The organism is Roseovarius sp. E0-M6 (genome assembly GCF_037083845.1).
Lineage (GTDB): Bacteria > Pseudomonadota > Alphaproteobacteria > Rhodobacterales > Rhodobacteraceae > Roseovarius.
The window spans coordinates 381,411-407,024 of the sequence record NZ_JBAPLA010000001.1; the positions used below are offsets into that span (position 1 = coordinate 381,411).

Consider the following 25,614-nt stretch of genomic DNA (forward strand, 5'->3'; position numbering starts at 1 on the left):
TCGCGCGCGTCAGGCGCGGCGCGGGCATGAGGCCCGCGCCACAGGTGGTTTCGGCGGGAAGCGCGGCGTTCTAGCCGCGCTGGTCCCACATCTGGTCATAGGCCTGCATATGCTTGATCAGCAGATCGCCATGCTTGTCATACCATGCCGGGATATTGCGGAAGCCCTTGATCGTGGCCTTCCCGTCCTCGATCACGACGACAGGCCAGTCGCCCACAAGGGCATTGTCGATGCCGAACAGCTCCTTGCCCCACCAATTCGCGTCGCCGAAGGCATGCTTGCCGGTGCCGTCTTCCTGCATCGCTGCGATCACCGCGTCGGGATCGGCCGAACCGGCCTTTTCGGCAGCGGCTTTCCAAAGGTCCATGATCGAGGCGTATTCCCAGCTTACCGCGCCCCATTGGCCGGGGTGCCGTTCGTTGTATTCGGCATAGAACCCGTTGGGATCGTCGAAGTTGATGTTGTCGCCGTTGAGTGCAGGGTCGTCGAAATCGGGGAACTGGAAGACGAAGCCTTCCATGAACTCTTTCGACGTCTTGTCGATCATCTGGTCGTAGAAATCGGCGGTGCAGGAGATAATCTGGCCCTCGTATCCCTGCTGGAAAAGCTGTTCAGCGATGGGATGCACATAATCCGAATAGCATGTGTCGAGGCAGACGATATCGGGATTGGACGACAAGAGGCGGGTGACGACAGGCGCGAAATCGGTCGTGGCCGGATCAAAGAGAAGCGGATCGCCCTGCATTTCGATGCCCGCGGCCTCGAACGCGGCGAGGTAGGTGGCGACCGATGGCAAGCCAAGCGCGTCGTCCTGTGCGCACATCACGGCGGTCTTGAGCTCGGGCTTGTTCTCGGCCAGCCATTCGACGCCGGTGACGTTGTAGATCGGATGCACCTCGGCGGGCGCGATCAGCGTGGTGGTGTCGGGGCTGAGATCCGAAGGCAGGAGGGTCGAGAAAAGCATGCCAGTCTTGTCGGCCACCGGCTGAACGCCCGGCCATGTGTCGCCGCCCAGCATCATGATGAAGCTGACGCCGTCCTCGCGGATGAGCTTGGTCGCGCCGGTGCGGGCCTTGGCGGGGTCGTATTCGTTGTCATAGCTCACGAATTCAACCATGTGCTTGGTGCCGCCCAGGTCGATGCCGCCCGCGGCATTCACCCGCTCGGCCCAGATTTCACAGCCGTCGAGGCCGGGCTTGCCCCAAGCCGCGACAGCGCCGGTCAATGGCGCGAGAAAGCCGATCTTGATCGGGTCGCCCGCAGCCAGCGCGGCACCGGGAAGGCCCGCGGCGGCGGCCGTGGCGGCGGTTGATTTGAGGAACGTGCGGCGTGTGAGGCCGGAGGCGCGGAATTTGGATAGCATGTCGTAACTCCCTTGTTGGCACGGCCGGAACCTCCCGGCGCATGGCTGACAGTGAAACGGAGTGTCGGTCCGGGATTGTTTGTCCCCCGGTAGGATACCAATTTCATACCAATTGGCGGCGCGCTCCGAATTCAGGGGAAGCGTAGCAAGAAAATTGCGGCATACAAAGAAATTCTGACGGAACCGGTTCAATTAATCCCATAAATTGGTCTTATTTGGACCTGTTTGGCGCAGAATTGGATTTCAAAATGGTGTGAGACGCGTCCGAATCAGACCAGCGCACGCCGCCCAAGGGGGCGCATGTGCCGATCATCACAGATGACAGGGTGTCGCAGGATCAGATGATTTCGTCTTCGTCAAAGAGCGGCGCGGCGTCGATATGGGCATTCATGCCTTCGGCCGCGTGTTCCGCCCGCAGTGTCGAAGCGATGTGAAAAAGCGCGTCACCCTCATAGACCACCGGCATGTTGGTGCGGCCGATCACGATGCCGGCCTCTTCGCTGCTCACTTCGATCTCGACCTCGCCGAAGGGGTCGGCCACAGCGCCCAGCACGGTTCCCGGCTCGACCGTGTCGCCGGCCCCGACATATCCTCGGAAAAGTCCGCCGGCGGGAGCGCGATACCAGTGCGAACTGGTGCATAGGACCGGTTCGATCTCGGGGAGGGGCGCGAAATCGTCCTCGATCATCCCAAGAGAGTTCATCACCCGCAAGACGCCCGACACCCCGGCCCGCGCGCTCAGCTCGTCAAAGCGCAGTCCTTCGCCGCCTTCATAAAGCAGAACGTCGATCCCCTCGGCTTCGGCGGCCATGCGCAGCGAGCCGTCGCGCAGTTTCGACGTCATCATGACGGGCGCGCCGAAGATGCGACCGAGCCGGCGCAGACGGCTGTTTTCGGGGGATAGGCGGATCTGGGGCAGGTTGCTGCGGTGAATGGCAGCCGAGTGCAGGTCGATCCCAACCTCCGAGCGCAGCACCACCTCGCGCAAGAAGACATCCGCAAGCCGTGCCGCCATTGAGCCTTCGGCGCTACCGGGAAAGCACCGGTTGAGATCGCGCCGGTCGGGCAGGTAACGAGAGTGGTTGAGAAATCCGAACGTATTGACGATCGGCACCGCGAGGAGGGTGCCGCAAAGTTCATCAAGCCCTTCGGCGCGAAGCAGGCGGCGCACGATTTCAACGCCGATCACCTCGTCACCGTGGATTGCAGCCGAGACGAAAAGCACGGGGCCGGGCTTCTTGCCGTGGATCACGTCGACCGAAAGCGTGACAGGCGTATGATCGGGAAGCGTTGATACAGGAATGTTCACCGTTGACCGAGTGCCGGGCGCCACGCGCGTATCGCCGATGAAAAAGGGGGAGCGTTCCATGAAATATCAGCCCGAACCGTTAAAGTTCGGGCTGATTTATGCGGGGCGGACCCGTTTGTCCATGCCGACCGTGTCAGACCGCGCGGCGCAGGAGGCGTTCGCCGACGATGAGATCAGCCAGATATGCGGGGCTGCGATCTTCGGCACGGGCGCGGGTGAGAACCCGTTCCATCGTGTCCGAGAGCGCCGAAAGTTTCTCGGCGACCCAGCGGTCGCCCCCGTCGAGGCGCAGGATTTCGGCGGCCACGTTGATGATGCCGCCGCCGTTTGCCACGTAGTCGGGCAGATAAAGGATGCCACGCTCACGCAGCGCGTCTGCGGCGTCCGGCGAGGCGAGCTGATTGTTGGCCGCACCGGCCACAAGCCGTGCGCGCAACTCCGGGATCGTCGCGGCGTTCAGGGTGCCGCCGATGGCGCAGGGTGCGAAGATGTCGGCGTCGGTGGTGTGGATCGTCTCGACATCGCCCGCTTCGGCCCCGAAATCGGCACAGGTTTGGGCGACGCGCGCCGCGTCGGTGTCGGCCACGGTGAGGTCCGCGCCGACCTGATGCAGAAGGCGGCAGAGATGCCAACCGACATGGCCGAGCCCCTGCACAGCGATGCGACGCCCGACAAGAGAATCGTCACCGAAGGCGTGCCGCGCCCCGACGCACATCGCGTTGAGCACGCCGCGCGCAGTCACCGGCGAGGGATCGCCACTGGCGAAGGGGCCACTGTCACGCCCGGCGACATAAGGTGTTTCGCGGGCGATCTGCGCCATGTCCTCGGGTGACATGCCCATGTCCTCGGCGGTCCAGTAGCGCCCGCCAAGCGTGTGGATGGCCCGGCCCATGGCACGCAGAAGCGCGGGTGTCTTGGTGGCGGGATCGCCAAGGATCACCGCTTTGCCCCCGCCGAGCGGCAGATTGGCCGCCGCGTTCTTGAAGCTCATCCCGCGTGAGAGGTTCAGAACGTCGGCCAGCGCCGCGTCACTGTCGGGATAGCTGCGCATCCGCAGGCCACCGGCCGCCGGGCCCAGTTGGGTGGAATGCAGGGCGATGAAGCCCAGAAGCCCGGTTTCCGCGTCCTCGACGCGCCAGACCTCTTCGTGACCTTCGATTGCCACACGTGTGAGCACGGCTGATCCTCCTTGTTTCGATCACGGGAATTCGATTCGCGCGGAGCATAGCCAAACCGGCTTGCGGATAATCGGCAAAGGTGGATATGCTTTTGGGGAGGTTTTGGTGAAAAATCGCGTGGAAAGGTGGATTGTTGGCGAAAATCGACAAGATCGACCGTCAGGTCATAACCGCGCTTCAGCGCGACGGTCGCCGCACGCTGTCGGACCTGTCCGAGGAGGTGGGGCTTTCGGCGACGCCGCTGGCGCGGCGGATCGCGCGGCTTGAGCGTGAGGGGGTGATCACCGGGTACTCCGCGCGGGTGGATGCCGAGCGGCTGGGCCTTGACCTGACGGCGTTCATCCTCGTGGAGCTTGAGACACAGACGCGCGCGGCACTTGACCGGTTCGAAGCTGAGTTGCGGCGCTTTGACGAGGTGATGGAGTGTCACCTGATGACCGGCAGCCGCGATATCCTGATCCGGGCGGTGGCCGCAGACCTCAAAGCTTTTGACCGGTTTCTGGAGGAGGGGCTCATGCAGGTGGGCAACATCCGGTCAATGCGATCGAGTTTCGCGCTGCGAACGATGATCCGAAAGGACGAGCTTCCGTTGGGGTAGGCCATTGACCGGCCATGCCGTCATGCCCGGCTTGCCTGTGGCTCAGCTCACGACAGACCGTTGCGTCATATGTCACGCCCCTCGGGGAGCGAAAGACCGGTCCCGGCGTTTTCGCGGGTGTGTGCCATGTGCATTACCGCAGAATGTCGAATCCGTCGTCCTCGGGTGGCTCGGTCGAACTTGCTTCGACGCTGCGCACCACGGCGGCGGGCGGGCCCTGATGCAGCGCCTTCAGCATTTCATCCACGGCCTCGGGCTCTCCTGCGATCACGGCGGTCACAGCGCCGTCCTCTTCGTTGCGGACCCAGCCTTTCAGCCCCCGATTCTTGGCCTCGAGCTGAGTCCAGGCCCGGAATGACACGCCCTGCACACGTCCTTCGATGCGCGTGTGAATCGCTTTTTGCTCTGCCATTGGCTCTCTCCTTCGACCTCATTCTATCATATTTCGCCGGTCGTTTGGTGCGGGATTTCCCGCGCTTGCCTTGGGGCTTGGCGCGAGAAATGCTGCCGGGTGCCGCCGCGAAGCCTGACCTGCCGCCGCGCGTGGGTGCGCGCCAACAGGGCGCTTTGCGGGGGAGGGGGCACGCGGTCATCGACCGGCAGAAACCTCCCGGCGCGGTCCCCCAAGGCTTTCACTCAGGGCGCTTTGGCGTCAATCAAGACACTGCGCCGGGCAGTTGGTCACCTTGATCAGGCTGATGTCTCATAACAGGGCCTTGGCAATGCTCCAATCACCTTGACCGCCCCCGAAAACCTCGACATATCCCAACAGCATGACACCACTCTCGCACATTCGCAATTTCTCGATCGTGGCGCATATCGACCACGGCAAATCCACGCTCGCAGACCGTCTGATCCAGATGACAGACACTGTGGCGGAGCGTGATATGAAAGAGCAGCTTCTCGACGCGATGGACATTGAGCGGGAACGCGGCATCACCATCAAGGCCAACACCGTGCGGATCGATTACACCGCCCGAAGCGGTGAGCAATACGTGCTCAACCTGATCGACACACCCGGCCACGTGGACTTTGCCTATGAGGTCAGCCGCTCGATGCGGGCGGTCGAAGGGTCGCTGCTGGTGGTGGACAGCACCCAAGGCGTTGAGGCGCAGACGCTGGCCAATGTCTATCAGGCCATCGACGCGGATCACGAGTTGATCCCCGTGCTCAACAAGATCGACCTTCCGGCGAGCGATGTCGACCGGGTGGCCGAACAGATCGAGGATGTGATCGGCATCGACGCGTCCGGGGCCATACCGGTCAGCGCCAAGACCGGGCAGGGCATTGTCGAAACACTCGAGGCGATCGTGCGCGATCTGCCCGCGCCGACGGGTGATGCAGATGCACCGCTCAAGGCGATGCTGGTCGACAGCAAATACGATCCCTATCTGGGCGTGGTCGTTCTGGTGCGGATCATGGACGGGGTGATGAAGAAGGGCGACCGCATCCGTATGATGCAGACCGGCGCGACCTATAACGTCGAGCGTATCGGCGTCTTCCGTCCCGCCATGACCGTTGTCGATGCGCTGGGGCCGGGCGAGATCGGGTTCATCACCGCGTCGATCAAACAGGTGCGCGACACTCGCGTGGGCGACACGATCACCCATGAGAAACGCAAGTGCGAAAAACCCTTGCCGGGGTTCAAGCCGTCCGTGCCGGTGGTGTTCTGCGGTCTTTTCCCGGTCGATTCGGCCGAGTTCGAGGATCTGCGCGACGCCATCGACAAGCTTGCGCTCAATGACGCGTCCTTTACCTATGAGATGGAAAGCTCGGCGGCGCTCGGGTTCGGGTTCCGCTGTGGGTTCCTCGGGCTTCTGCACCTCGAGGTCATCCGCGACCGGATCGAGCGTGAATACGATATCGAGCTGATCACAACCGCGCCGTCGGTCATCTATCACGTCTATATGAAAGACGGTGAGATGATCCACCTGCACAACCCGGCGGACATGCCCGACATGACCCATGTGGACCATGTGGAGGAGCCGCGGATCAAGGCGACGATCCTTGTTCCCGACGAGTTTCTGGGCGACGTGCTCAAGCTCTGCCAAGACCGGCGGGGCATTCAGATGGACCTGACCTATGCGGGGTCACGGGCGATGGTGGTCTATGACCTGCCGCTCAACGAGGTGGTGTTCGACTTCTACGACCGGCTGAAATCCGTAACCAAGGGCTATGCCAGCTTCGACTATCAGCTTGAAGGGTATCGCACCGACAACCTTGTGAAGATGCAGATCCTCGTGAACGATGAGCCTGTCGATGCGCTTTCGATGATGGTACACCGCGACCGCGCCGAGATGCGGGGGCGGGCCATGTGCGAAAAGCTCAAGGATCTCATCCCGCGCCACATGTTCAAGATCCCGATTCAAGCGGCCATCGGCGGCAAGGTCATCGCGCGCGAAACCCTCTCGGCGCTGCGTAAGGACGTGACGGCCAAATGCTACGGCGGCGACGCGTCCCGGAAGCGCAAGCTTCTGGACAAGCAAAAGGCCGGCAAAAAGAAAATGCGTCAGTTCGGGAAAGTGGAGATTCCGCAGGAGGCGTTTATATCAGCGTTAAAGATGGATGAGTGAAGTTAACTAAACCCACTCAACAAAGGCGTAATACGTTCCTCAAGGTAAGTTACTAGGATCGCAATAAACAAATTTAGCAATATGACAGCCACAAACCGAGGCCACCTCTTTTCATAAGACTTAAGCTTTTCTGTTTTTCGTCTATTGTCTCCTTCATTAAGGGAAATGAAGGACGGTTTTGGCTGCTTAATCGAGTTCGTTACAGCCGAAACTAAAGCACTGAACAGCACAAAAAATACGACCGATACAACTAAACTCGCGACAATATACTTAGCGATGTGTCCATTGACCAAATAGGTTGCCGCAGTCTCTATGATTTTTTCAGGAGCGTTCGCGCCATCGGTCCGGTACAAAAACCAAAAAAACGAATCGATAATTAAGTTAACAATGTAAAGACCTACAAAAAGTGTTGTAAATAAATTCAGAGGACCCGTCGCGCGCATTAAAAAACGATCACTCTTGTTCGGTTCGATCATCAAAGACTCGATGTGACCTCGGATGTGGCCTTCAAGATCAAGCCCCCAAGAAATTTGCGAGTGATTGATTGTGTAGTTGATGATCCCAAATTTGCTTTCATCTTTTCCAACGCCCATCTGAACCTTGTCGCTAGACATTCTGACACGCGCATCGTCCGCAACCATATCAACAGTTTCGGACGTACTTTCAGAAGATCGAATGACAATATCAATTTCTTGTATTTCTGGTTCTTGCGCGTCTGGAAACTCTATAAAATAGCTTGTGTGAACTGTTACTACCGTCGGAAACCGTTTTCGTGTTTCAGAATAGTTCGAGAATTCAGCCAAATCAGGGAATCGACGCGAAGTACCATCGCTGTAATATACTGCAATTTCGCAGACATAAGCGCCGCAGGTATTTTGCTCAGCGACCCGTTGGTCGACAAGGTGGACGAAATTCTCAATATCTAAAAGTGACAGATCAAACACACCGCGGTGTGCACCAAAAATTACCTTGTGGTCTCGCGTTGCGCTTCGAAGAATTGATTGAAGTTGTCTGCTCTCGACAGTCTCTTCAGCCGCCGGAGTAGATCCATTATTAGCTGATGGAAGTCCATTCATAGTCTCCTCTTTGCTCCGCTCGGAACAACCTCACACATAATTCTTAATCATGTGTTGACTACCCGGTTACGCGATTTTTTGACAAGTGTACAGGCAAAGTTAACGCGTAACTAGGGCGCAGTCTGCGCGTATAGGGAGTGTGGATTTTGCCAATCTTCAGCACCTCCAAACCTTCCTAAAACAAACCTCACCCCCCGCATCAACCATCAACCATCAACCCAGCGGGCAACCCCGGTAACGCACTTGGCGTCACCCCCAACTTGACCCAAATCAATGCGCGCCCGTCGGGGGTGGGGCATGGAATGGCAACGCTGACACTAGGAGGCCTCTCATGCTGCGTCTTGCCATTATCCTGCATCTTTTCATCGGGTCATCCATGGCCGGGGCAGGGGTGATTGCCGTGCTCGCGGCGGGGTATATGGGGCCGATGCCCATCGTTTGGGGCGCGCTGATCGGGTTTCTCGCGGCGATCCCACTTACGTGGATTGTGGCGAAAATGATCTATGACGGCTCATGACGGGCCCGCAACAGCCTGTTTCCCATCAAAGAAATTGACAGGACCACTGGCCTTGCTACCATATCTGGCAACAACAGGCGGAACATAGCGAAGCGAGGGTATGATGGGACGTAAGGCGATACTGGCGGCGGGCATGGCCCTTGGCCTTTTCGGAGCCACGGGTGCGCAGGCGGGCGAGATGAAGATCTATCCCTATGCGACCAACGTGAATTATTGCCCCGCAGGGCTTCAGCCCGTGGTGCTGAACGGAGTGATCTGTTGTGGCCAGCCGACAACGCATATGAGCTATCAGCAGGTGATGCGCCACCCGGTGCAGCCGCGCAAGTGGACCGTGCGCTATTCGGCACAGGCGGATTGCGCCGAAGGCACCAAAGGCTGCTCATGATCCTTTGAGGACGGGCGCGCCCGGTCGGGCGGGCCTTGGCAGAACTTTCGGAGCCGCCCGGACACAAGTCGCGGGCGGATCCTTTTGTGTTGTGCGTGGCCGGGGTATCAGAGCGGGGTGAGGTCGCCTGCCATTTGGCGGCCGTCGCGGCCTTCTTGCAACTCGTAGCTGACCTTCTGATCGTCGGCGAGGCCGGTGAGCCCCGACCGTTCGACCGCAGAGATATGCACGAAGACATCCTTGCCGCCATCATCGGGTGCAATGAAGCCGTAGCCTTTGGTGGTGTTGAACCATTTCACGGTGCCGGTGGGCATGCCGCTTCTCCTTTATCTTCTCGTCCCCGGGACCACATGCCGGGCCATGGCACCCCGGATAACGCGGCAGCAGGAGCGCGGCCGCCCCCCGGGGTCGCTCGTATAAAGATCGCACGGATGAGCCAAAAGGCAAGAAAATCCGCGTGACGATTTCGTGTCAGGCCGCTATGGCGCATTGAAATGGTTGGAGGAACCGATGCAGTTCTATGGGCTAAAAACCTGTGATACCTGCCGCAAAGCGGTGTCGGCGCTCAGGGCGGCGGGGCAGGTGCCGGAGATATATGACGTGCGTGGCGACGGGGTGCCCCCTGCGGTGCTTGAGGCCGCGCTGACGCGGTTCGGTGCGCCGATGGTCAACCGGCGGTCGACAACTTGGCGAGACCTGAGCGAGGCGGAGCGCCAAGAGGAGGCGGCAACGCTTTTGTCGCGGTATCCGGCGTTGATGAAGCGCCCCCTGATCGTGGATGGCGACGACATGACCCTTGGCTGGGATGCCGCCGCACAGGCGAAATGGCTTGGATAAAGCGTTTGGACGTCGGGCTTGGAATGCTTATGTGAGCCTTTGACAACGCAGGAGAAGCAAGATGCGCAACGCAGCGGCGGTTCTGGGGATCATCGGTGGTCTCCTTGCCCTGATCGTGGGGTTCTTCGGGTATGGCTATACCACGCTCATTGAGCGGCACGGAGAGATCGAGGGGCTGGCCCGTCAGGTCGACAATGTCGGGCTTGTGCGGGTCGTGAGCTTTGCCGCGCCGATCCTCGCGATCGCGGGGGGCGCGATGGCAAGGATACGGGCGCTTTGGGCCGGTGTGCTTCTGCTGATTTCGGCGGGAATGATCTATGCCGGATTTCAGTTCACGGTCTTTACGATGTTTCCCATCGGCATGACCGCGCTGGCCGGTATTCTGGCGCTGGCGGCGGGCAAGCCGGACGAGCCCAAGGCGCATTTCTAGGGCAGATCAGGCCGGCACTATCATAGGCGGTCGCGCAATGAGCCGGTCCAGCGAGAACGGACCGGCGCCGCGGATCACGAGTACCAGAAGCACGAAGACCCAGAATGCGCGCTGATCGAGGATGAGCCCGTCGGAATAGCGGTCGAACCACGTATCATTCGCAGCCGCGCCGATGCTGACTCCGTGGCCGACAATGTCGGTGACAGACTGCACGATCACAAAGCCGATCATGCCAAGCGCGGCGAGCCGCGTCAGCAACCCAGTCACGACGAGCAGCGGCAGCGCCAGTTCGGCCCAGCCCCCGGCAAGTGCTACGAGCCGCTGAAAGAAGGTCATCTTCGACACGTCGTAAAACGCAGCTTCGGCAGCCGTCGGGAAAATCTGCGCGAAGGCGCTGTCTGTGGGCGTGAAGAGCCCGCTAAAGCCCTGATCGAACGCTATTTTCGACACACCGGATTGCCAGAAATAGTAAAACAACACGGTAAGGAATATGACGCGCGCCAAGGTCGGCACGAGCCAATCCATCCGTTCGAGCCTTTGGGTGAGAGACGTATAGAGATCAATGATCCGGGTCATGGCGCGGTCCTTGGAGTTGGGCAGAAACGATGGCTGCGTCTGAGAGCAAGAGGCCGAGAATGGCCGTGAGGTCGAACGCCTCGTCCGTGGCATGGGCCGCGTCGGTGGCCTCGCCCAGCGTCTGGCCAAGCGAAAGCGCCGAGATGAATTCCGCACCACCCAGCGGCAGGAGCCGTGGGATCGGGTCGAAATCGGGCCGGGTGATCAGAACGTCCTGTGCCACGGCACGCGGTTTTGGCGCGTTGTCATGGGTGTTGAACGTCCAGATGTCATGGATTGGCCAAGGCGAGCGCAGCAGCCGCAGCGCCGGGGCCAGCCCCAGCGTCAGCGCCGGAAGATCATCCGGCGCGACACGGCCCAGCATCTCGGGATCGAGCGGTGCCGCGTCGGCGGCGTGATAGGCGTGCCGCATCGCCATTTCGAGCGCGGCCACATCGCCCAGATAGCCCAGATGCGCCAGCGGCTCAAAGCCGCGCAGGAAATCGGGGAACTCGTCGCCATACAAGAAGAGCACGGGTGACTTGGGGGGATGGCGGCGCAGGAAAATGCCGCAAATCGCCGAGAAATTCTCCTCTCCGATGAGTTTGCGGATAACCGGAAAGCCTGTTTCCAAAGCCTCGGTCAGGCCCACGGCGACGTTGTTGCGGTAGACATCGAACCGGGCCCCGGCAGGGCGCCCGGCCGCATCGCTGAGGCCGTGGGGAGCGGGTTGCTCCGGGTCGAACACGGCGGCGCGAAAATTGGTCTGGGTGACGGTCATGCGGCAACTCCGGTCACGGTTTTTGTCCGGGCGAGGGCGCGCGCCGCGCGTGCCGCTTCGGCCTCAAGCTCGGGCCATGGCGGGATGTCGTCGTCGCGTTCGATAAGGACCGGGCAGGCCCCCAGACGGGCCAAGGTATAGTCGAGAAGCGACCAGACCGGATCGGCAACGTCGTGATCGTGACTGTCGATCAACAGCGGCGCGCCGTGGTCGTCCTCGTCTTCGTGGTGGCCGCCAAGATGCACCTCGCCGACGCGGTCGAGGGGAAAGGCATCGATATAGGCGGTTTCGCTGAGGCCCAGATTGGTCGCCGAGACAAAGACGTTGTTCACATCAAGCAGGAGGCCGCAGCCGGTGCGGTGGCTGATCTCGCGCAGGAATTGGGTTTCGCTGAGGGTGCTTTCGTCGAAGGCGAGATAGCTTGAGGGGTTTTCCAGAAGCATCGGGCGGTCGAGTGTCTCTTGCAGCTCGTCGATGTGATCGGCCACGCGGGTGAGCGTCGCTTCGGTATAAGGCAGTGGCAGGAGATCGTTCAGGAAGGCGCTTTCGTGGGTGGACCAAGCGAGATGTTCCGAGAAGCTGGCGGGCTGAAGCCAGTCGCAGAGGTGTTTGAGCCGTGCGAGGTGATCGGGATCAAGGCGGGTTTCGCCGCCGATCGACAGGCCCACACCATGCACAGAGATCGGGAATTGTTCGGCAAGATGGCGAAGCTGTGCGATGGGGCGACCACCGTCGCCCATGTAGTTTTCGGCATGTATCTCAAGCCATCCAACGGACCCTGCATTATTTGTAATGTCCTGAAAATGCTGAGGTTTGTATCCAACACCAGGTTTGGCGGGCAGTGTGGGCGCGCGGTATCTCTGGGGTGAGGTCATACATCGACTCCTACAGGTAGAGTGACCGGGGCACAGCGATGTCGCGCGCCCCGGTCCGAAAATTTACGCGGGAAGATCGCGCTCAAGCGGTTCGAGCGAGCCATTGCGCTCGGAGCCATCGGCCATATCGGGCAGGTCGATAGACGTGCAGGAGCCCGAATCGACGAGCGTCCAGGCATTGCCCTGATAGTCGACCTTGGAGGTCCCTTTGCAGGTTGTGCCTTCACCGGCGGCGCAATCGTTCTCACCGGCCAGCGAAACGCCGTAGCATTTGACCTTTTCGGCGGCGACGGCAGTGGAGGTGTGCGCGCCGAGGGCGGCGGTCATTGCACCGGCAATCGCGACGGTTTTTACAAGTTTGGACATACATATTCTCCCTTTGAGGTCATGTTCCTGTCGCCCGTGTTCCAGAATGGAGCCACGAAAGGGCGACAGGGGGAGAATGCGGGCATGTCGCGCCGCAAAGCCACTCACAGCCGCGCGATGCACGCGTCTGTGAGCGTGTGTGATGGCGCGGAGCAGTATATAGTATTGTAATTAAACGATAAAAATAACGAAAGCCGCGCGATTGTTACACCTGCGCGGCCTTCGGATCGCGGGAATGTTACAGCAGATCGGGTGGCGTTGCCTCACGCGCGAGGGCGGTTGTAACTTCGCTGAGCGGTTCGACATGCGTCTGTTTTTCGCCAAGACGGCGCACCGAAACGGTCTTGTCCTCGACTTCGCGCATGCCGCAGGCAAGGATGACCGGCACCTTGCCGACCGAATGCTCGCGCACCTTGTAGTTGATCTTTTCGTTGCGAATATCCGCCTCGGCGCGGATGCCGTCGGCACGAAGTTGCGCGACCACGTCATGCACGTAATCGTCGGCCTCGGACACGATGGACGCAACGACCACCTGACGAGGGGCGAGCCAGAAGGGGAGCTTGCCCGCATGTTCCTCGATCAGGATACCGATGAACCGCTCAAAGCTTCCAAGGGTGGCGCGGTGCAGCATGACGGGGCGATGTTTGGCCCCATCCTCGGCGATATAGGTGGCATCGAGCCGTTCGGGCAGAACGAAATCCACCTGATGTGTGCCGCATTGCCAATCGCGGCCAATGGCGTCGGTCAGCACGAATTCGAGTTTGGGGCCATAAAACGCCCCCTCTCCGGGGTTGAGTTCGGGCTCGATTCCGGCGGCGCGGGTGGCGGCCAGAAGGGCCGTTTCGGCCTTGTCCCAGACCTCGTCACTGCCGGAGCGTTTCTCGGGGCGGTCCGAGAATTTCACCTTGAAGCTCTCAAACCCCAGATCGCGATAAACTTCGGAAAGAAACCGAATGAATTCAGCGGTTTCGCTTTCGATCTGATCTTCGCGGCAGAAGATGTGCCCATCATCCTGCGTGAAGCCGCGCACGCGCATGATCCCGTGCAGCGCGCCCGACGGCTCATACCGGTTGCACGAGCCGAATTCGGCCATGCGCAGGGGCAGGTCGCGATAGGATTTAAGCCCCTGATTGAAGATTTGCACGTGGCAGGGGCAGTTCATCGGTTTGAGCGCATTGATCGCCTTTTCGCGGGCGTGTTCCTCGTCAACTTCGACGATAAACATGTGCTCTTGATATTTTTCCCAGTGACCGGACTGTTCCCAAAGTTTGCGTTCAACCACCTGTGGGGTGTTCACCTCGACATAGCCGCCGGCGCGCTGTTTGCGGCGCATGTAATCCTGAAGCTGGGTGTAGATGGTCCAGCCGTTGGGGTGCCAGAAAATCTGACCGCGCGCCTCTTCCTGCATGTGGAAAAGGTCCATCTCGCGGCCGAGTTTGCGGTGATCGCGCTTGGCGGCCTCTTCGAGCATGTGAAGATGCGCCTTGAGCTTTTCCTTGTTGGTGAAGGCCACGCCGTAGATACGCTGAAGCATCTGGCGGTCACTGTCGCCGCGCCAATAGGCGCCGGCCACGGACATGAGCTTGAACGCGTCGGCAGGCACCTGTCCGGTGTGCTGAAGATGTGGGCCACGGCAGAGATCCTGCCAGTGCCCGTGCCAATACATGCGCAGCGGCTCATCGCCCGGGATGGCCTCGATCAACTCGACCTTGAAGGGCTCTGCGTTGTCTTCGTAATGCTTGATCGCGCGCGCGCGGTCCCAGACCTCGGTGCGGACGGGATCACGCAAGTTGATGATTTCCTTCATCTTCTTTTCGATGAGGCCGAGATCTTCGGGGGTGAAAGGCTCCTCCCGGTCGAAATCGTAATACCAGCCGTTCTCGATCACCGGGCCGATGGTCACTTTGACGTCGGGCCATATCTCCTGCACGGCGCGGGCCATGATATGGGCAAGGTCGTGGCGGACAAGCTCGTTGGCCTGAGCCTCGTCCTGCATGGTGTGAATGGCGATCTGCGCGTCGTGGTCGATGGGCCACTGCAAATCCCAGTGCTTGCCATCGACGGTGGCCGAAATAGCCTTCTTCGCAAGGGATTTCGAAATATCGGCGGCCACGTCAGCGGGGGTTACGCCCGCCGCGAATTCGCGTGCATTGCCATCGGGGAAAGTCAGGGAAATCTGGGCCATCGGCCTTGCTCCTCGTCGGTTTGGCGCCCACGGAACGCCCGGTTGCGGGTATGTCTGTCGCGACGTCTTTTGGCGGCTGCGTGCGATGCTGTCAAGCGGGGCAGGCATTTCACGGAGTTTGCGGGCCGAATCAGACGGACTCGCCTGATTTACAGTGGATAACGGGGAGTTTTCGATGTCGGTATACACGTCGGCATTCACGTCGGTATCACGTCGGTGCGCGCGTCATTCATCGCCATGGTGAACGCGGCGCACGGTCGGGAAAGGTCAGACCTCTTGTCGCGTGAAGCGCAAACCGGTTGCCTTGCCCGCCGCTTGGCATGATCTACTTGGATCGCGGAACAGGAGGGAGAGGGGCATGCAACGCGATCTGAGTGACGATCTTTTCGACGCGCTGGTCGAGAACCCGGACGACACCAGTGATCTGAGCGAGGCGCAACACGCGGCGGAGCCCGGCAATTTCTTGCGTCACGTCATGGCCCTTTCGGCCAGCAAGGTGGCTGACGGTCTTCTCAATCCAAAGCTGGTGCTGAGTTGGTTGCTTGAGCATTTAGGCGCGGGCGCGCTTTGGGCCGGGCTTCTGGTGCCGGTGCGTGAGGCCGGGGCGCTTTTGCCGCAATTGTTTACCGCCGGGGCCATTCACGGCATGGCGCGGCGCAAATGGGCTTGGGCCGCAGGATCGGCGGGACAGGGGATCGCGGCGGCGGGGATCGTCCTTGCCGCGATGACGCTTGAGGGCGCTGTCGCGGGGGCTGTGATTGTCGGACTTTTGGCATTGCTGGCGCTGGCGCGGTCGGTCTGTTCGGTGAGTTACAAGGACGTACTGGGCAAGACCGTGGGCAAGACACGGCGCGGGACCGCCACCGGCGCGGCGGCGGGCGCAGCCTCGATCGCGGTGATCGCTTTCGCGGTGTTGCTGATGCTGGGGGCTGCGGATCGGCTCGCGCTTGTGCTCGGGGCGTTGGCCATCGCGGCGGCGGGCTGGATCGTGGCGGCGGTGATCATGGCGCTCATGCAGGAGCACGCGCAGAAAGGCGAGGCAAAGAGCGTCGGCGCCTCGGTGGCGCAGATGCGGCTGTTGCGCGAGGCACCACAGCTTAGCCGGTTCATCGTCGCGCGGTCCGCCCTTGTCGGGACGGCGCTTGCGCCGCCTTACCTCGTGTTGCTGGCGTCGGGCGATAATGCGGCGCGGCAACTGGGCGCGCTTGTGCTGGCTTCGGCGGTGGCGTCGCTTCTGTCGTCCTATGTTTGGGGCCGGCTGAGCGACCGGTCGTCGCGGCGGGTTCTGATGTATGCCGGGGTCGCCGGAGCCGGGGCGCTGGCGCTTGCTCTGGTGTTTCATATGGCGGGGCTTGGCGGCACGGTCTGGGCGATCCCGCTTGCCCTTTTCGCGCTGATGGTGGCCTATCACGGGGTGCGGCGGGCCCGGTCGACCTATCTCGTGGATATGGCCCCCGAGGACAGCCGCCCCGCCTATACGGCGGTGTCCAACACGGCGGTCGGGGTTTTCCTTCTGCTGGCGGGTGCCGCTGCGGCAGGGGTCGCCGCGCTGTCGGTTCCGCTTGCGCTTGGCCTATTTCTCGTGATGTCACTGGGGGGCGCGTGGATTGCGCGTGGCTTGGACGAGGTCGAGGATGCCTGACATATTCGAGACGCCGCAGGGACGGCGCATTGCCTATGAGCGCACCAAGGGCGATGGCCCGGGCGTGATTTTCCTTGGCGGATTCAAATCCGACATGGAGGGCACCAAGGCGGTGCATCTTGAGGACTGGGCGCGGCGGACCGGGCGGGCCTTCCTGCGGTTTGACTATTCGGGGCATGGCCAAAGTTCGGGCGCGTTCGAGGATGGCTGCATCGGGGAGTGGTTCGCGGATGCGCGGGCCGCGATCGAGGCGCTGACCGAGGGGCCACAGATCCTTGTCGGGTCATCCATGGGCGGTTGGATCGCGCTTTTGTGCGTGCGAGCGATGCCGGAGCATATCGCGGGCCTTGTCACTATCGCGGCCGCACCGAACTTTACCGAGGACAGCATGTGGGCGGGCTTCTCGGAGGCGCAGCGTGCCGAGCTTATCGAGACAGGGCGCGTCTCGCTTCCGAGCGAGTATGGCGAGCCTTACGTCATCACGAGAAAACTCATCGAAGAAGGGCGCGACAACCTGGTGCTTCGGGAGTCCCTTGAAATTGACGTGCCTGTTCGATTTCTGCAAGGAACCTCCGATGAGGACGTTGAAACGGCGGTTGCAATGCGTGTTTTAGAACATTGTGAGGGTCGTGACCTTCGGCTTGTTCTGGTCAAGGGGGCCGATCATCGGTTCTCCACGCCGGACTGTCTCGAGCTGATCGAGGGGGCAATCGAAGAGGTGATTGCCCGGGGTGCAAGCGCGTGAGGCGTTGGCTCGCGCGGGGGGTGGCCGCAATTGCGCTGGCCTTGGCGGCGCTTTTCATTGTCGGCCCTTATGAGCCGGTGGAGGTGCGCGCCGATTTTGATCCGCGCAAGTTTGGCGAAGGGATCGGGGTTTACCTTGAGAGCATCGAAGCGGCCCATGACGATATTCGACCGGGATCGCAGAAGCGTGTGATCTGGGCCGGGGCGCGGGAAACGCGCACGCCGCTTTCCATCGTCTATTTTCACGGATTTTCAGCCTCGTCCGAGGAAATCCGCCCGGTGCCTGATCGTGTGGCCAAGGCGCTGGGGGCGAACCTTGTCTATACCCGGTTCCGCGGGCATGGCCGCGGGGGCGACGCCATGGCCGAGGGCGGTGTGGGGCCGTGGATGCAGGACGCCGCCGAGGCGCTTGCGGTGGCCCGCGCGGTGGGGGACCGTGTCGTGATCCTTGCCACCTCGACCGGGGGCACCATCGCGACGGTCGCGCTCCATGATGCGGGAATGTCCGAGGCGGTTGCGGGGGTGGTCCTCATCTCGCCCAATTACGGGATACAGAACCGGATGGCCGGGTTGCTCACCTTGCCGGCGGCGCGCCACTGGGTGCCGTTGCTGGCAGGAGAACGGCGCAGTTTTGAGCCGCGCAATCCCGAGCAGGCGGCCCACTGGACCACGGAATATCCAAGTGTCGCGGTTTTTCCGATGGTCGCCATCGTCAAATATGCGCGCGCCCTTGAGCATGCGCAGGTCAGCGTTCCAGCGATGTTCATTTATTCAAGTGAAGACAAGGTGGTGCGCGCCGAAGTTACCGCAAAAGTAGAAGAGCGTTGGGGCGGTGAAACGACGCGGATTTCGCCCGATCTCGGGCCGGACGACGATCCGTTCGCGCATGTGATCGCGGGCGATATCATGTCACCCGGCGCAACCGATATGGTGACGCGGGCAATCATCGAGTGGGTCGAGGGTTTGCAGCTTTGAGGCCTCCGCGCCGCCGATCTTGCCTGTGTGAATGACCGAAACACCATGAGGGTTTTTCGCCGTTTCGGGCGCTTGCCGCGCCCCGAGGCTTGACCGGCTGCGTGACTATGGCACAGTGATCAAAGGCAGTGACGACAGGCGGATATCGGGAGTTCTTTTCATGCAGGAGCCATTGGTGCTGTTGCCGGGCGCGTTGTGCGATGCGCGGGTGTTCGGCCCGCAACTGGCCGCGCTTAGCCCCGAGATGGCCCTGACGGTGGCCCCGATCACGCGCGGTGAGCGGATCGAGGAAATCGCGTCGGGATTGCTTGATGTGTTGCCCCGGCGGTTTGCGCTTTTGGGAAGCGCGCTTGGTGGGAATGTCGCGATGGAGCTGTTGCGGCGGGCGCCCGACCGGGTCACGCGGATCGCGTTGATGAGCGCCAACGCACTGGCCGAAACGCCGCAAAGCTCGGCCGATCTGGAGCCGCTGATCATCAAGGCGCGGGCCGGTCGGGTGAGCGAGGTGGTCGATGGCATGATCGGGCCCGACTGTCTGGCGCCCGGAGCTTCGCGCGGGGAGGTAAAGGCGCTGGTGCGGGATATGGCCGAGCATCTTGGCGCGGAAACCATTCACCGGCAACTCAAGGCGATGCAACGGCGGCGCGACTATCAGGTGGCGCTCCGGCGCTGCAAGGTGCCTGCGTTGGTTCTGTGTGGTGAGCACGATGGCGTGACACCCATCAAGCGCAATTCGTTTCTGGCGGATCTGATCCCCTATGGCGATTTCGAGGTGACCGAGGGAGCGGGGCATTTTCCCATGCTCGAGCAACCCGACGCAACGACCGAGGCGCTGCGTGTCTGGTTGCGCAAACCCCTTGTCCTGCGCAGCCCTGTGGAGGCGTGAGCCGGCATATGCGCACGCCCCGGTAGGTATGGCGGGGCGCGGCAGGGCTCAGGCGGACGACTTCTGAGGTTCGCATGAGCGGCGGCGATTGACCGGAAAGAGGTCACACCTTCAAAAGCCTGCATCGTATCGAAGGTCAGCATTTTGCGACGCCTACTAAATCCGAGGGCGGGATCGCAGTTGTCTCCTTGTAAGTCTCGACCGCGAAGAGGGTCGTATAGCGCACCACCTCCGGGTCGCTGTCGAACAGCCGGTCGCACAGTGCCTGATATTCCTCCATGTCGTTGAAGTGCCCGATCAGCACGGCATCGAGGTCACCTGTTACGCCATAGGCTTGGGTGATCGCCGCTTCCTTTGAAATTCGCGCCGCGAAGCCGGTTCGCCGGTCCTTGGTGTGATCGCGCGTCGTAACCGTGATGATGGCGCGGATGCCACGCCCGAGCTTGGCGGGATCGGCCAGATAGACGCAGCCGGTCAAAACACCACTCCGACGGAGATCGGCCACGCGGCGTAGGCAGGTAGAGGGAGTCGAACCGACGGCCTCCGCCAACTTTGCCTTGGTGAGTGTGCCGTCCGTTTGAAGGGCGGTGATAATCCGAAGGTCCAAATCATCCATCGTCTGTTTCCCGCGGTCCAATCCGCCGAATATTCGGTTAATTTGACCACCTTTGCCATCAGTTTCGCCGTATCAGGGCTGAAAAAGGAGCTGGTGACTATGAACTCTGCACATTTCGGCCTGATCTGGGCCTTCTCTTTCGTCATCCTCGAAGCTGCGCAGGCTGTCTTTTTCGGGGGCGTTTTCCAGGACTACGATTCCTTCCTGATAGGCGCGGCGGTGTTTGGGGTAACGGCGGTAGGGACGCTGATCTGGGCGGGTGTCCGCACGCCAGGCCAATTGGTCACGGCCCGGGCGAACCCTGCCAGCCTTCTCGGGCTGAACCTTTCGACGGTTTTCGTCTGGGTCGCCTATTTCTTCGCGCTGCAAATGATCGAACCGGCGATCGTCTTTACGATCTTCTCGGGCCTGATCCCGGTTTCCATACTCGTCGCAGCGGCATTCGGTGTGCCCGAAGCCGCGCGGTTGCGGACCCGCACCGAAGGCTTGGGCCTCGGCGTGGTTGTGATCGGCATGGGCTTTCTCGCGGCAATCACCCTGCTTGGGCAATCCGGCTTCGTGCGTGGCGGCTGGACGGTCGCTTTGGCCGGGTTGCTTCTAACCTGCGTGTCAGCGGTCAGCCTTGCGGCCATGATGATCTACAGCCAGCGGCTCGACCGTCTTGGCGTCGCGTCGGTCGCGCAATACGGGCTTCGCTTTCCGCTTTATGTAGTGGTTGCTCTGGTGTCTGTATGGCTCGGTCTCGATGAAAAAGGCCCGGTCGATCCGGGCGGGCTGTTTGTTGTCGTGCTGATCGGCTTTGCGATCATGGCCTTTCCTGTCTTTGCGATGCAAAAGGCGATCTCGTTGATGTCCACCCTGACACTGGCCGCGATCACTGCGCTTGGGCCGCTGTTTGTCTTTCTGTTCCAGATCGTTGAAGGTCGCGTGGACTACGCTCCTGCGACACTGACAGGTCTCATGATCTACTTCGCGGGCGCGGTTTTCGCGGCCTATGGAGGGGCCAGGCGCTCTAATGGAAAGGCAGCGCGAACATGACGGACATTGGACCAGCCTATCGCACGGGTTTTGCGGTCATCGCCGTCATCATCGCGGTTCTGGCGCTGTCACTTGGCGATGCGATCATAAAAGCGACATCCTTGGAGCTGCCGCTCTGGCAGATGTATGTCCTGCGGTCGGCTCTGGTCTTGCCGGTCCTGTGGTTGTTGGCCCGGCGGAGCGGCCCGCGCGCAGTCGGTTCGTTGGTCTGGGTGGCGGTGCGGAGTGCGCTGCTGGTCGCGATGTGGCTCTGCTACTATTCCGCCCTGCCACTCATGCCGCTCTCGCTGGCGGCGGCGTCCTACTACACCTCGCCCATCCTGATTACCGTTCTCACAACCCTTCTGGCCCGGCGGCAGCCTCCGTTGCGTGTCTTATTGGCGGTCTGTCTGGGCTTTGCGGGTGTGGTGCTGATTTTGCGCCCCAACACCTCCGGGTTTCAAATCTCCGGCCTTCTGCCGGTGCTGGCCGCGTTTCTCTATGCCTGTGCGATGGTGCTGACCTCGCTCAAGTGCCGTGACGACGATCCGTTCGCGCTGGCGCTGGCGCTCAACATCGCGTTCATCGTCGCCGGAGCCGGTCTGGGCCTTTTCGCCGGGCAGGAGGGCTCTTTTATCTTCGGGCCGTGGCAAAGCCTGGATTTCGCGCTTATCGGGACCGTCGCGGCACTCTCGGCTGTGATCCTCATCGGCAGTGTGGGCGCTGCCATTGCCTACCAGAACGGCCCGCCCGCGACGGTGGCTGCGTTTGATTACAGCTATCTCGTGTTCAGCCTGTTCTGGGGTAGCCTGTTCTTTGCGGAACTGCCGGACGCCCTGTCGCTGGCCGGTATCGTCGTCATCGTTCTGGCGGGGTTCCTGTCGCTGCCGCGTGCGGAAAGGCGGGCCACATGACGCAGTATCCAAAGCTCGCCGCTCTTGCGGTCTTGTTGAGAGACGATCAGGTGCTTCTCGTCAAACGGCGTAACGAGCCAGATGCCGGGCTCTGGGGCTTTCCCGGTGGGCATGTAGAACTCGGTGAAACCGCGATGGAGGCGGCGGCGCGTGAGCTGTGCGAAGAGACGGGCGTTATCGGCCGTCCCGTTCGCTACCTGACGAATGTGGACGTAATTGACCGGGATAGAGACGGGTCAATCCGCTTTCATTTCCTGCTGGCGGCGGTTCTTTGTGACTACTGCTCGGGCAATCCTATAGCGCAGGACGATGTGAGCGATGCGCGGTGGTGGGATGTTGCCGATGTCCTAGGCGGTCAAGTGGACTGTAGCCAGCACGTCGATCTGGTTGTGAAAATGGCTGCGACCTGACGCGGTCATTGACGCCGCCGCAGGGAAGGGCGCGCAACATATGAGTGTTTCGCGGCATTTCGCGAAACGCTGTAAGCGCCGTTCAAATCGGATCTTGTCCTTGGCGCTTTGGTATATCTGGTGGGGCCGTCCGGGGCGGTGCTCAGACCGCCTTGAGGGCGGGGCCGTCGCCGGCGTCCGGCGCGTTCTTGCGGCGGGGGCGTGTGCGGTTGCGCTTGGCGGGATCCTCGGAGTTCGCGTCGATGAAATCGAGCACGAGAGGCCGGATATTGTTGCGCCATGAGCGGCCCGCGAAAATGCCGTAATGGCCAGCCTCGGGTTCAATGTGGCTCGCTTTCTTGTCGTCGGGCAGGCCGGTGAGCAGATCAAGCGCGGCAACGCATTGGCCGGGCGCCGATATGTCATCCTTGCCGCCTTCGACAGTCTTGACGGCGACGCGGGTGATGGCGGCGATGTCGATCTTGTGACCATCCACGACGAACGCGTTCTGGGCGACTTCGAGCCCCTTGAAGATGCGTTCCACCGTGGAGAGGTAAAATTCGGCGGGCATGTCCATGACGGCGAGGTATTCGTCGTAGAACTTATTATGCGGGTCGCGGTCACTGGCCTCGCCGCGTGATACGCGGCCGATCTGATCGGAGAAGGCCGTGGCGTGACGATCGGAGTTCATCGACATGAAGGAGGCGAGTTGCAGAAGGCCGGGATAGACCATGCGCCCGACGCCCTTGTATTTGAAGCCGACACGTTGAATCATCGTCTCTTCGAGTTGACCCATGGTGACGCGGCGCCCGAAATCGGTCACGTCGGTGGGGCTTGCGTCCGGGTTGACCGGCCCGCCGATCAGGGTGAGCGAGCGGGGCTGTGCATCAGGATCCTGTTCCGCCAGATAGGCCGTCGCCGCCAGCGCGAGCGGCGCGGGCTGACATACGGCGATCACGTGCAGATCGGAGCCCAGAGCCCGCATGAAATCAGTCAGGTAAAGGGTATAATCCTCGATGTCGAACTTGCCTTCGCTGACGGGAATGTCGCGGGCATTGTGCCAGTCGGTCACCCAGACATCGCAATCGGGTAGGAGTGATTTCACCGTCGAGCGCAGGAGCGTGGCATAATGGCCCGACATCGGCGCGACGAGCAGGACGCGGCGGTCCATGTCATCGCGGCCCGCCACATTGAAGCGGATGAGATCGCCGAAGGGGCGCGACACGACCGGCTCGACCGTGATGAGGTGATCGCGACCGTCTTCGCCGGTGATCGATTCGATGCCCCAGTCCGGTTTGGTGACCATGCGCTGAAATGTCCGTTCGGTCACTTCGCCCCATGCCGAGATCCATTGAAATACAGGGTTTGGAGCCATGCTGAAAATCGGATAGGATGCAAATGACAGGGCGCTTGCGCCGAGCCACTGATTGGTGTTGCGGATAGTCTCCATGAGATCATATGTCGCCATATACCGCATCTGGTCTCCTTTCCCGGGCTTGGCCGGATTTTGTAACAGCAAGTCATCAGAGCCGAAACAACCGATGCTGCATAGCAGCGAGAGTAAGAGGTAAATCAAGGAATGGCAACGCAAGAGGGTGGTCCGGCGGCGGATGTGGAACGGTTAAACGCCAATTTGCAGCGGATAGAGGCACTTACAGAGCGATTGGTGACAGCGTTCTCGCGATCAAACCCTGCCAATCCGACCCTCAATAGCCCCTCTCATGAGCTTTATGCGCATGCAGCAATGTCGGCTTGGTCCGAAATGGTGGAAAATCCCGGCAAGATTTACGAACAGCAGCTCGAGTACTGGGGCAAATCGGTGCGGCATTTCATCGAGGCGCAGCAGGCGTTGCTTCAGGGGGGCGGGCCCGAGGACGAAAATGAGCCCGACCCTCTGGCGGGAGACAAGCGATTTGCCAACCCGATGTGGGAGACGCATCCCTATTTCCGCTATATCAAACAGCAATATGTGATCAATGCGCAGGCCCTCCAACAGGCTGTGGACGACCTTGAAGACATGCCGCCCAAGGAGAAGCAGAGACTGGAATACTTTGTCCGCCAGATCGCGGACATGATGGCGCCGACGAACTTTCTTGGAACGAATCCCGACGCGCTCGAGAAAGCGGTGGAGACCGAAGGGGAGAGCCTTGTGAAGGGACTTGAGAATCTCGTGGCCGACCTTGAGGCGAATAATGGCGAGCTTGTCGTGCGGCTGGCCGATGACAGCGCCTTCAAATTGGGTGAAAACATCGCCACCGCGCAGGGCGAGGTTGTGCATCGCAACGACATGATGGAGTTGATCCAGTATGCCCCGACCACCGAAGAGGTTCACGCGACGCCGATCGTCCTGTTTCCTCCGTGGATCAACAAGTTCTATATCCTTGATCTCAAGGCACAAAACAGTCTCATCCGCTGGATCGTTGATCAGGGTTATACGCTGTTCGTCGTCTCTTGGGTCAATCCCGATGTGAGCTATGCCGAAACCGGCATGGAAGACTATGTGGAGCAAGGGTTTCTTGAGGCGATTCGCATCGCCAAGAAGATCACCAGCCAGCAGAAGGTGAATGCGGTTGGCTATTGTATCGCCGGCACCACGCTTGGGCTGGTTCTGTCGCTGTTGAAGGCACGCGGCGACAAGTCGATCAAGTCTGCGACTTTCTTTACCGCGCTCACCGATTTTTCCGAGCAGGGCGAATTCACGCCGTTCCTTCAGGACGATTTCGTGGACGGGATCGAGGCCGAGATCGCGGCGCAGGGTGTGCTGCGGTCGTTTATTCTGGGCCGGACGATGAGCTTTCTGCGGTCGAACGACCTGATCTATACGCCTGCGATCCGGTCCTACATGATGGGCGAGGCCCCACCGGCCTTCGATCTGCTTTATTGGAACGGGGACGGCTCGAACCTGCCGGGCAAAATGGCGATGCAGTATTTGCGCGGGCTGTGTCAGCGCAACGAATTCGCCAAAGACGGGTTCAATCTTTTGGGAGAGACGCTCAGGGTCAGCGATGTCGAGGTGCCGTTGATGGCGATCACCTGTGAGACCGACCATATCGCCGCGTGGAAGGATTGTTACCGGGGTGTGCAGAAGATGGGGTCCAAGGACAAGACATTCATCGTCTCTCAGTCGGGCCATATTGCGGGTATCGTCAATCCGCCAAGCAAGAAGAAATATGGACATTACACGAATGACGATCTGACACTCGGGGCCGACGAATGGTTCGAGAGCGCGGAGTTCCACGAAGGGTCATGGTGGGGCCGCTGGGAGGCCTGGCTTCGGAAACGGTCGGGCAAGAAAGTGGAGGCGAGACAGCCAGGATCGAAGGAGTATCCGCCCATCGCCCCGGCCCCCGGCACCTATGTGCTCCGCAATGCAGGCCAACTTTCCGAGTGACTCCAACGCGGT

At 60.9% G+C, this 25,614-nt stretch carries 27 protein-coding genes; 14 read left to right on the plus strand and 13 right to left on the minus strand.

Translation table 11 applies throughout. The annotated features are described in order from the left end of the window. Positions 1–70: 70 nt before the first annotated feature. The 3 genes from V8359_RS01970 to V8359_RS01980 form a co-directional block, all read right to left on the minus strand. On the minus strand, positions 71–1,363 hold the full coding sequence (locus tag V8359_RS01970) for an ABC transporter substrate-binding protein (protein WP_336427018.1): 1,293 nt from the start codon (positions 1,361–1,363) through the stop codon (positions 71–73). A gap of 337 nt (positions 1,364–1,700) precedes the next feature. Beyond that, positions 1,701–2,732: a succinylglutamate desuccinylase/aspartoacylase family protein gene (locus tag V8359_RS01975; protein ID WP_336427019.1), complete on the minus strand. Its 1,032-nt coding sequence runs from the start codon at positions 2,730–2,732 to the stop codon at positions 1,701–1,703. Between the two features lie 73 nt (positions 2,733–2,805). Next, entirely contained in the window at positions 2,806–3,849 is a 1,044-nt protein-coding gene (locus V8359_RS01980) for a Leu/Phe/Val dehydrogenase (protein ID WP_336427020.1), read from the minus strand. A gap of 143 nt (positions 3,850–3,992) precedes the next feature. On the opposite strand from V8359_RS01980, the gene V8359_RS01985 reads away from it, so the two are divergent. Beyond that, entirely contained in the window at positions 3,993–4,448 is a 456-nt protein-coding gene (locus V8359_RS01985; protein WP_336427909.1) for an Lrp/AsnC family transcriptional regulator, read from the plus strand. Between the two features lie 133 nt (positions 4,449–4,581). On the opposite strand, the gene V8359_RS01990 is transcribed toward V8359_RS01985, so the two are convergent. Next, positions 4,582–4,860, minus strand: coding sequence for an acylphosphatase (locus V8359_RS01990; RefSeq protein ID WP_336427021.1), 279 nt, complete (start codon positions 4,858–4,860; stop codon positions 4,582–4,584). A 361-nt stretch (positions 4,861–5,221) separates the two neighbouring features. Here V8359_RS01990 and lepA point away from each other — a divergent pair, with 361 nt between their 5' ends. Continuing rightward, positions 5,222–7,021 carry a translation elongation factor 4 gene (gene lepA, locus V8359_RS01995; RefSeq protein WP_336427022.1) on the plus strand — a complete coding sequence of 600 codons (1,800 nt, stop codon included), beginning with the start codon at positions 5,222–5,224 and terminating at the stop codon, positions 7,019–7,021. 2 nt (positions 7,022–7,023) lie between these two features. Here the strand turns inward: lepA and V8359_RS02000 are convergent, their stop codons facing one another. Continuing rightward, positions 7,024–8,097: a hypothetical protein gene (locus V8359_RS02000; protein WP_336427023.1), complete on the minus strand. Its 1,074-nt coding sequence runs from the start codon at positions 8,095–8,097 to the stop codon at positions 7,024–7,026. A 331-nt stretch (positions 8,098–8,428) separates the two neighbouring features. Between V8359_RS02000 and V8359_RS02005 the strand changes: the two genes are divergently transcribed. Together V8359_RS02005 and V8359_RS02010 are read left to right on the plus strand one after the other, a co-directional pair. Beyond that, complete coding sequence (locus V8359_RS02005) at positions 8,429–8,614, plus strand: CTP synthetase (protein WP_336427024.1); 186 nt, start codon at positions 8,429–8,431, stop codon at positions 8,612–8,614. Positions 8,615–8,714: 100 nt separating this feature from the next. Continuing rightward, the gene (locus tag V8359_RS02010) at positions 8,715–8,999 is read left to right on the plus strand and encodes a hypothetical protein (protein WP_336427025.1); all 285 of its coding nucleotides are present in this window, start codon (positions 8,715–8,717) and stop codon (positions 8,997–8,999) included. 107 nt (positions 9,000–9,106) lie between these two features. Here the strand turns inward: V8359_RS02010 and V8359_RS02015 are convergent, their stop codons facing one another. Then, complete coding sequence (locus tag V8359_RS02015; RefSeq protein WP_336427026.1) at positions 9,107–9,313, minus strand: cold-shock protein; 207 nt, start codon at positions 9,311–9,313, stop codon at positions 9,107–9,109. 196 nt (positions 9,314–9,509) lie between these two features. Here V8359_RS02015 and V8359_RS02020 point away from each other — a divergent pair, with 196 nt between their 5' ends. Beyond that, on the plus strand, positions 9,510–9,836 hold the full coding sequence (locus V8359_RS02020; protein ID WP_336427910.1) for an arsenate reductase family protein: 327 nt from the start codon (positions 9,510–9,512) through the stop codon (positions 9,834–9,836). A 61-nt stretch (positions 9,837–9,897) separates the two neighbouring features. Beyond that, complete coding sequence (locus V8359_RS02025) at positions 9,898–10,266, plus strand: hypothetical protein (RefSeq protein WP_336427027.1); 369 nt, start codon at positions 9,898–9,900, stop codon at positions 10,264–10,266. A 6-nt stretch (positions 10,267–10,272) separates the two neighbouring features. Here the strand turns inward: V8359_RS02025 and V8359_RS02030 are convergent, their stop codons facing one another. The 5 genes from V8359_RS02030 to thrS form a co-directional block, all read right to left on the minus strand. After that, positions 10,273–10,842: a DoxX family protein gene (locus tag V8359_RS02030; protein WP_336427028.1), complete on the minus strand. Its 570-nt coding sequence runs from the start codon at positions 10,840–10,842 to the stop codon at positions 10,273–10,275. Continuing rightward, positions 10,826–11,602 carry an HvfC/BufC N-terminal domain-containing protein gene (locus V8359_RS02035; protein WP_336427029.1) on the minus strand — a complete coding sequence of 259 codons (777 nt, stop codon included), beginning with the start codon at positions 11,600–11,602 and terminating at the stop codon, positions 10,826–10,828. The genes V8359_RS02030 and V8359_RS02035 overlap by 17 nt, the downstream gene beginning before the upstream one ends. Continuing rightward, complete coding sequence (gene bufB, locus V8359_RS02040; protein WP_336427030.1) at positions 11,599–12,477, minus strand: MNIO family bufferin maturase; 879 nt, start codon at positions 12,475–12,477, stop codon at positions 11,599–11,601. The genes V8359_RS02035 and bufB overlap by 4 nt, the downstream gene beginning before the upstream one ends. A gap of 63 nt (positions 12,478–12,540) precedes the next feature. Next, on the minus strand, positions 12,541–12,843 hold the full coding sequence (locus V8359_RS02045) for a BufA1 family periplasmic bufferin-type metallophore (RefSeq protein ID WP_336427031.1): 303 nt from the start codon (positions 12,841–12,843) through the stop codon (positions 12,541–12,543). A 238-nt stretch (positions 12,844–13,081) separates the two neighbouring features. Then, complete coding sequence (gene thrS, locus V8359_RS02050; protein ID WP_336427032.1) at positions 13,082–15,028, minus strand: threonine--tRNA ligase; 1,947 nt, start codon at positions 15,026–15,028, stop codon at positions 13,082–13,084. A gap of 358 nt (positions 15,029–15,386) precedes the next feature. Here thrS and V8359_RS02055 point away from each other — a divergent pair, with 358 nt between their 5' ends. The 4 genes from V8359_RS02055 (at position 15,387) to V8359_RS02070 (ending at position 19,275) form a co-directional block, all read left to right on the plus strand. Further along, on the plus strand, positions 15,387–16,670 hold the full coding sequence (locus V8359_RS02055) for an MFS transporter (RefSeq protein WP_336427033.1): 1,284 nt from the start codon (positions 15,387–15,389) through the stop codon (positions 16,668–16,670). After that, positions 16,663–17,415, plus strand: a complete 753-nt coding sequence (locus tag V8359_RS02060; RefSeq protein ID WP_336427034.1) for an alpha/beta hydrolase — start codon at positions 16,663–16,665, stop codon at positions 17,413–17,415. The genes V8359_RS02055 and V8359_RS02060 overlap by 8 nt, the downstream gene beginning before the upstream one ends. Beyond that, positions 17,412–18,389 carry an alpha/beta hydrolase gene (locus V8359_RS02065; RefSeq protein ID WP_336427035.1) on the plus strand — a complete coding sequence of 326 codons (978 nt, stop codon included), beginning with the start codon at positions 17,412–17,414 and terminating at the stop codon, positions 18,387–18,389. Before V8359_RS02060 ends, V8359_RS02065 begins: the two co-directional genes overlap by 4 nt. Before the next feature lie 160 nt (positions 18,390–18,549). Next, positions 18,550–19,275 carry an alpha/beta fold hydrolase gene (locus V8359_RS02070; protein ID WP_336427036.1) on the plus strand — a complete coding sequence of 242 codons (726 nt, stop codon included), beginning with the start codon at positions 18,550–18,552 and terminating at the stop codon, positions 19,273–19,275. Between the two features lie 136 nt (positions 19,276–19,411). Here the strand turns inward: V8359_RS02070 and V8359_RS02075 are convergent, their stop codons facing one another. Continuing rightward, on the minus strand, positions 19,412–19,891 hold the full coding sequence (locus V8359_RS02075) for an Lrp/AsnC family transcriptional regulator (protein ID WP_336427037.1): 480 nt from the start codon (positions 19,889–19,891) through the stop codon (positions 19,412–19,414). A gap of 99 nt (positions 19,892–19,990) precedes the next feature. Here V8359_RS02075 and V8359_RS02080 point away from each other — a divergent pair, with 99 nt between their 5' ends. Genes V8359_RS02080 through V8359_RS02090 form a run of 3 tightly spaced genes read left to right on the plus strand, consistent with a single transcriptional unit; the run spans position 19,991 to position 22,232 of the window. Then, complete coding sequence (locus V8359_RS02080) at positions 19,991–20,929, plus strand: DMT family transporter (protein WP_336427038.1); 939 nt, start codon at positions 19,991–19,993, stop codon at positions 20,927–20,929. Next, positions 20,926–21,822 carry a DMT family transporter gene (locus V8359_RS02085; protein ID WP_336427039.1) on the plus strand — a complete coding sequence of 299 codons (897 nt, stop codon included), beginning with the start codon at positions 20,926–20,928 and terminating at the stop codon, positions 21,820–21,822. The genes V8359_RS02080 and V8359_RS02085 overlap by 4 nt, the downstream gene beginning before the upstream one ends. Continuing rightward, positions 21,819–22,232: an NUDIX hydrolase gene (locus V8359_RS02090; RefSeq protein WP_336427040.1), complete on the plus strand. Its 414-nt coding sequence runs from the start codon at positions 21,819–21,821 to the stop codon at positions 22,230–22,232. The genes V8359_RS02085 and V8359_RS02090 overlap by 4 nt, the downstream gene beginning before the upstream one ends. A gap of 142 nt (positions 22,233–22,374) precedes the next feature. Here the strand turns inward: V8359_RS02090 and phaZ are convergent, their stop codons facing one another. Further along, positions 22,375–23,688: a polyhydroxyalkanoate depolymerase gene (gene phaZ / locus V8359_RS02095; RefSeq protein ID WP_336427041.1), complete on the minus strand. Its 1,314-nt coding sequence runs from the start codon at positions 23,686–23,688 to the stop codon at positions 22,375–22,377. Positions 23,689–23,790: 102 nt separating this feature from the next. On the opposite strand from phaZ, the gene V8359_RS02100 reads away from it, so the two are divergent. Next, positions 23,791–25,602, plus strand: a complete 1,812-nt coding sequence (locus V8359_RS02100) for a PHA/PHB synthase family protein (protein WP_336427042.1) — start codon at positions 23,791–23,793, stop codon at positions 25,600–25,602. Positions 25,603–25,614 lie beyond the last annotated feature (12 nt).

Excerpts from the sequence above, each read along its gene's own strand:
- bufB (WP_336427030.1), bottom strand. The coding sequence starts at position 12,477 with ATGACCTCACCCCAGAGATACCGCGCGCCCACACTGCCCGCCAAACCT.
- V8359_RS02000 (WP_336427023.1), bottom strand. The coding sequence starts at position 8,097 with ATGAATGGACTTCCATCAGCTAATAATGGATCTACTCCGGCGGCTGAA.
- V8359_RS02030 (WP_336427028.1), bottom strand. The coding sequence starts at position 10,842 with ATGACCCGGATCATTGATCTCTATACGTCTCTCACCCAAAGGCTCGAA.
- V8359_RS01970 (WP_336427018.1), bottom strand. The coding sequence starts at position 1,363 with ATGCTATCCAAATTCCGCGCCTCCGGCCTCACACGCCGCACGTTCCTC.
- phaZ (WP_336427041.1), bottom strand. The coding sequence starts at position 23,688 with ATGCGGTATATGGCGACATATGATCTCATGGAGACTATCCGCAACACC.
- V8359_RS02045 (WP_336427031.1), bottom strand. The coding sequence starts at position 12,843 with ATGTCCAAACTTGTAAAAACCGTCGCGATTGCCGGTGCAATGACCGCC.
- V8359_RS02010 (WP_336427025.1), top strand. The coding sequence starts at position 8,715 with ATGATGGGACGTAAGGCGATACTGGCGGCGGGCATGGCCCTTGGCCTT.
- V8359_RS02035 (WP_336427029.1), bottom strand. The coding sequence starts at position 11,602 with ATGACCGTCACCCAGACCAATTTTCGCGCCGCCGTGTTCGACCCGGAG.
- V8359_RS02020 (WP_336427910.1), top strand. The coding sequence starts at position 9,510 with ATGCAGTTCTATGGGCTAAAAACCTGTGATACCTGCCGCAAAGCGGTG.
- V8359_RS02075 (WP_336427037.1), bottom strand. The coding sequence starts at position 19,891 with ATGGATGATTTGGACCTTCGGATTATCACCGCCCTTCAAACGGACGGC.
- V8359_RS02070 (WP_336427036.1), top strand. The coding sequence starts at position 18,550 with ATGCAGGAGCCATTGGTGCTGTTGCCGGGCGCGTTGTGCGATGCGCGG.
- V8359_RS01990 (WP_336427021.1), bottom strand. The coding sequence starts at position 4,860 with ATGGCAGAGCAAAAAGCGATTCACACGCGCATCGAAGGACGTGTGCAG.
- V8359_RS02080 (WP_336427038.1), top strand. The coding sequence starts at position 19,991 with ATGAACTCTGCACATTTCGGCCTGATCTGGGCCTTCTCTTTCGTCATC.
- V8359_RS02005 (WP_336427024.1), top strand. The coding sequence starts at position 8,429 with ATGCTGCGTCTTGCCATTATCCTGCATCTTTTCATCGGGTCATCCATG.
- lepA (WP_336427022.1), top strand. The coding sequence starts at position 5,222 with ATGACACCACTCTCGCACATTCGCAATTTCTCGATCGTGGCGCATATC.
- V8359_RS02090 (WP_336427040.1), top strand. The coding sequence starts at position 21,819 with ATGACGCAGTATCCAAAGCTCGCCGCTCTTGCGGTCTTGTTGAGAGAC.
- V8359_RS02025 (WP_336427027.1), top strand. The coding sequence starts at position 9,898 with ATGCGCAACGCAGCGGCGGTTCTGGGGATCATCGGTGGTCTCCTTGCC.
- V8359_RS02055 (WP_336427033.1), top strand. The coding sequence starts at position 15,387 with ATGCAACGCGATCTGAGTGACGATCTTTTCGACGCGCTGGTCGAGAAC.
- V8359_RS02015 (WP_336427026.1), bottom strand. The coding sequence starts at position 9,313 with ATGCCCACCGGCACCGTGAAATGGTTCAACACCACCAAAGGCTACGGC.
- V8359_RS02100 (WP_336427042.1), top strand. The coding sequence starts at position 23,791 with ATGGCAACGCAAGAGGGTGGTCCGGCGGCGGATGTGGAACGGTTAAAC.
- V8359_RS01975 (WP_336427019.1), bottom strand. The coding sequence starts at position 2,732 with ATGGAACGCTCCCCCTTTTTCATCGGCGATACGCGCGTGGCGCCCGGC.
- V8359_RS02060 (WP_336427034.1), top strand. The coding sequence starts at position 16,663 with ATGCCTGACATATTCGAGACGCCGCAGGGACGGCGCATTGCCTATGAG.
- V8359_RS02085 (WP_336427039.1), top strand. The coding sequence starts at position 20,926 with ATGACGGACATTGGACCAGCCTATCGCACGGGTTTTGCGGTCATCGCC.
- thrS (WP_336427032.1), bottom strand. The coding sequence starts at position 15,028 with ATGGCCCAGATTTCCCTGACTTTCCCCGATGGCAATGCACGCGAATTC.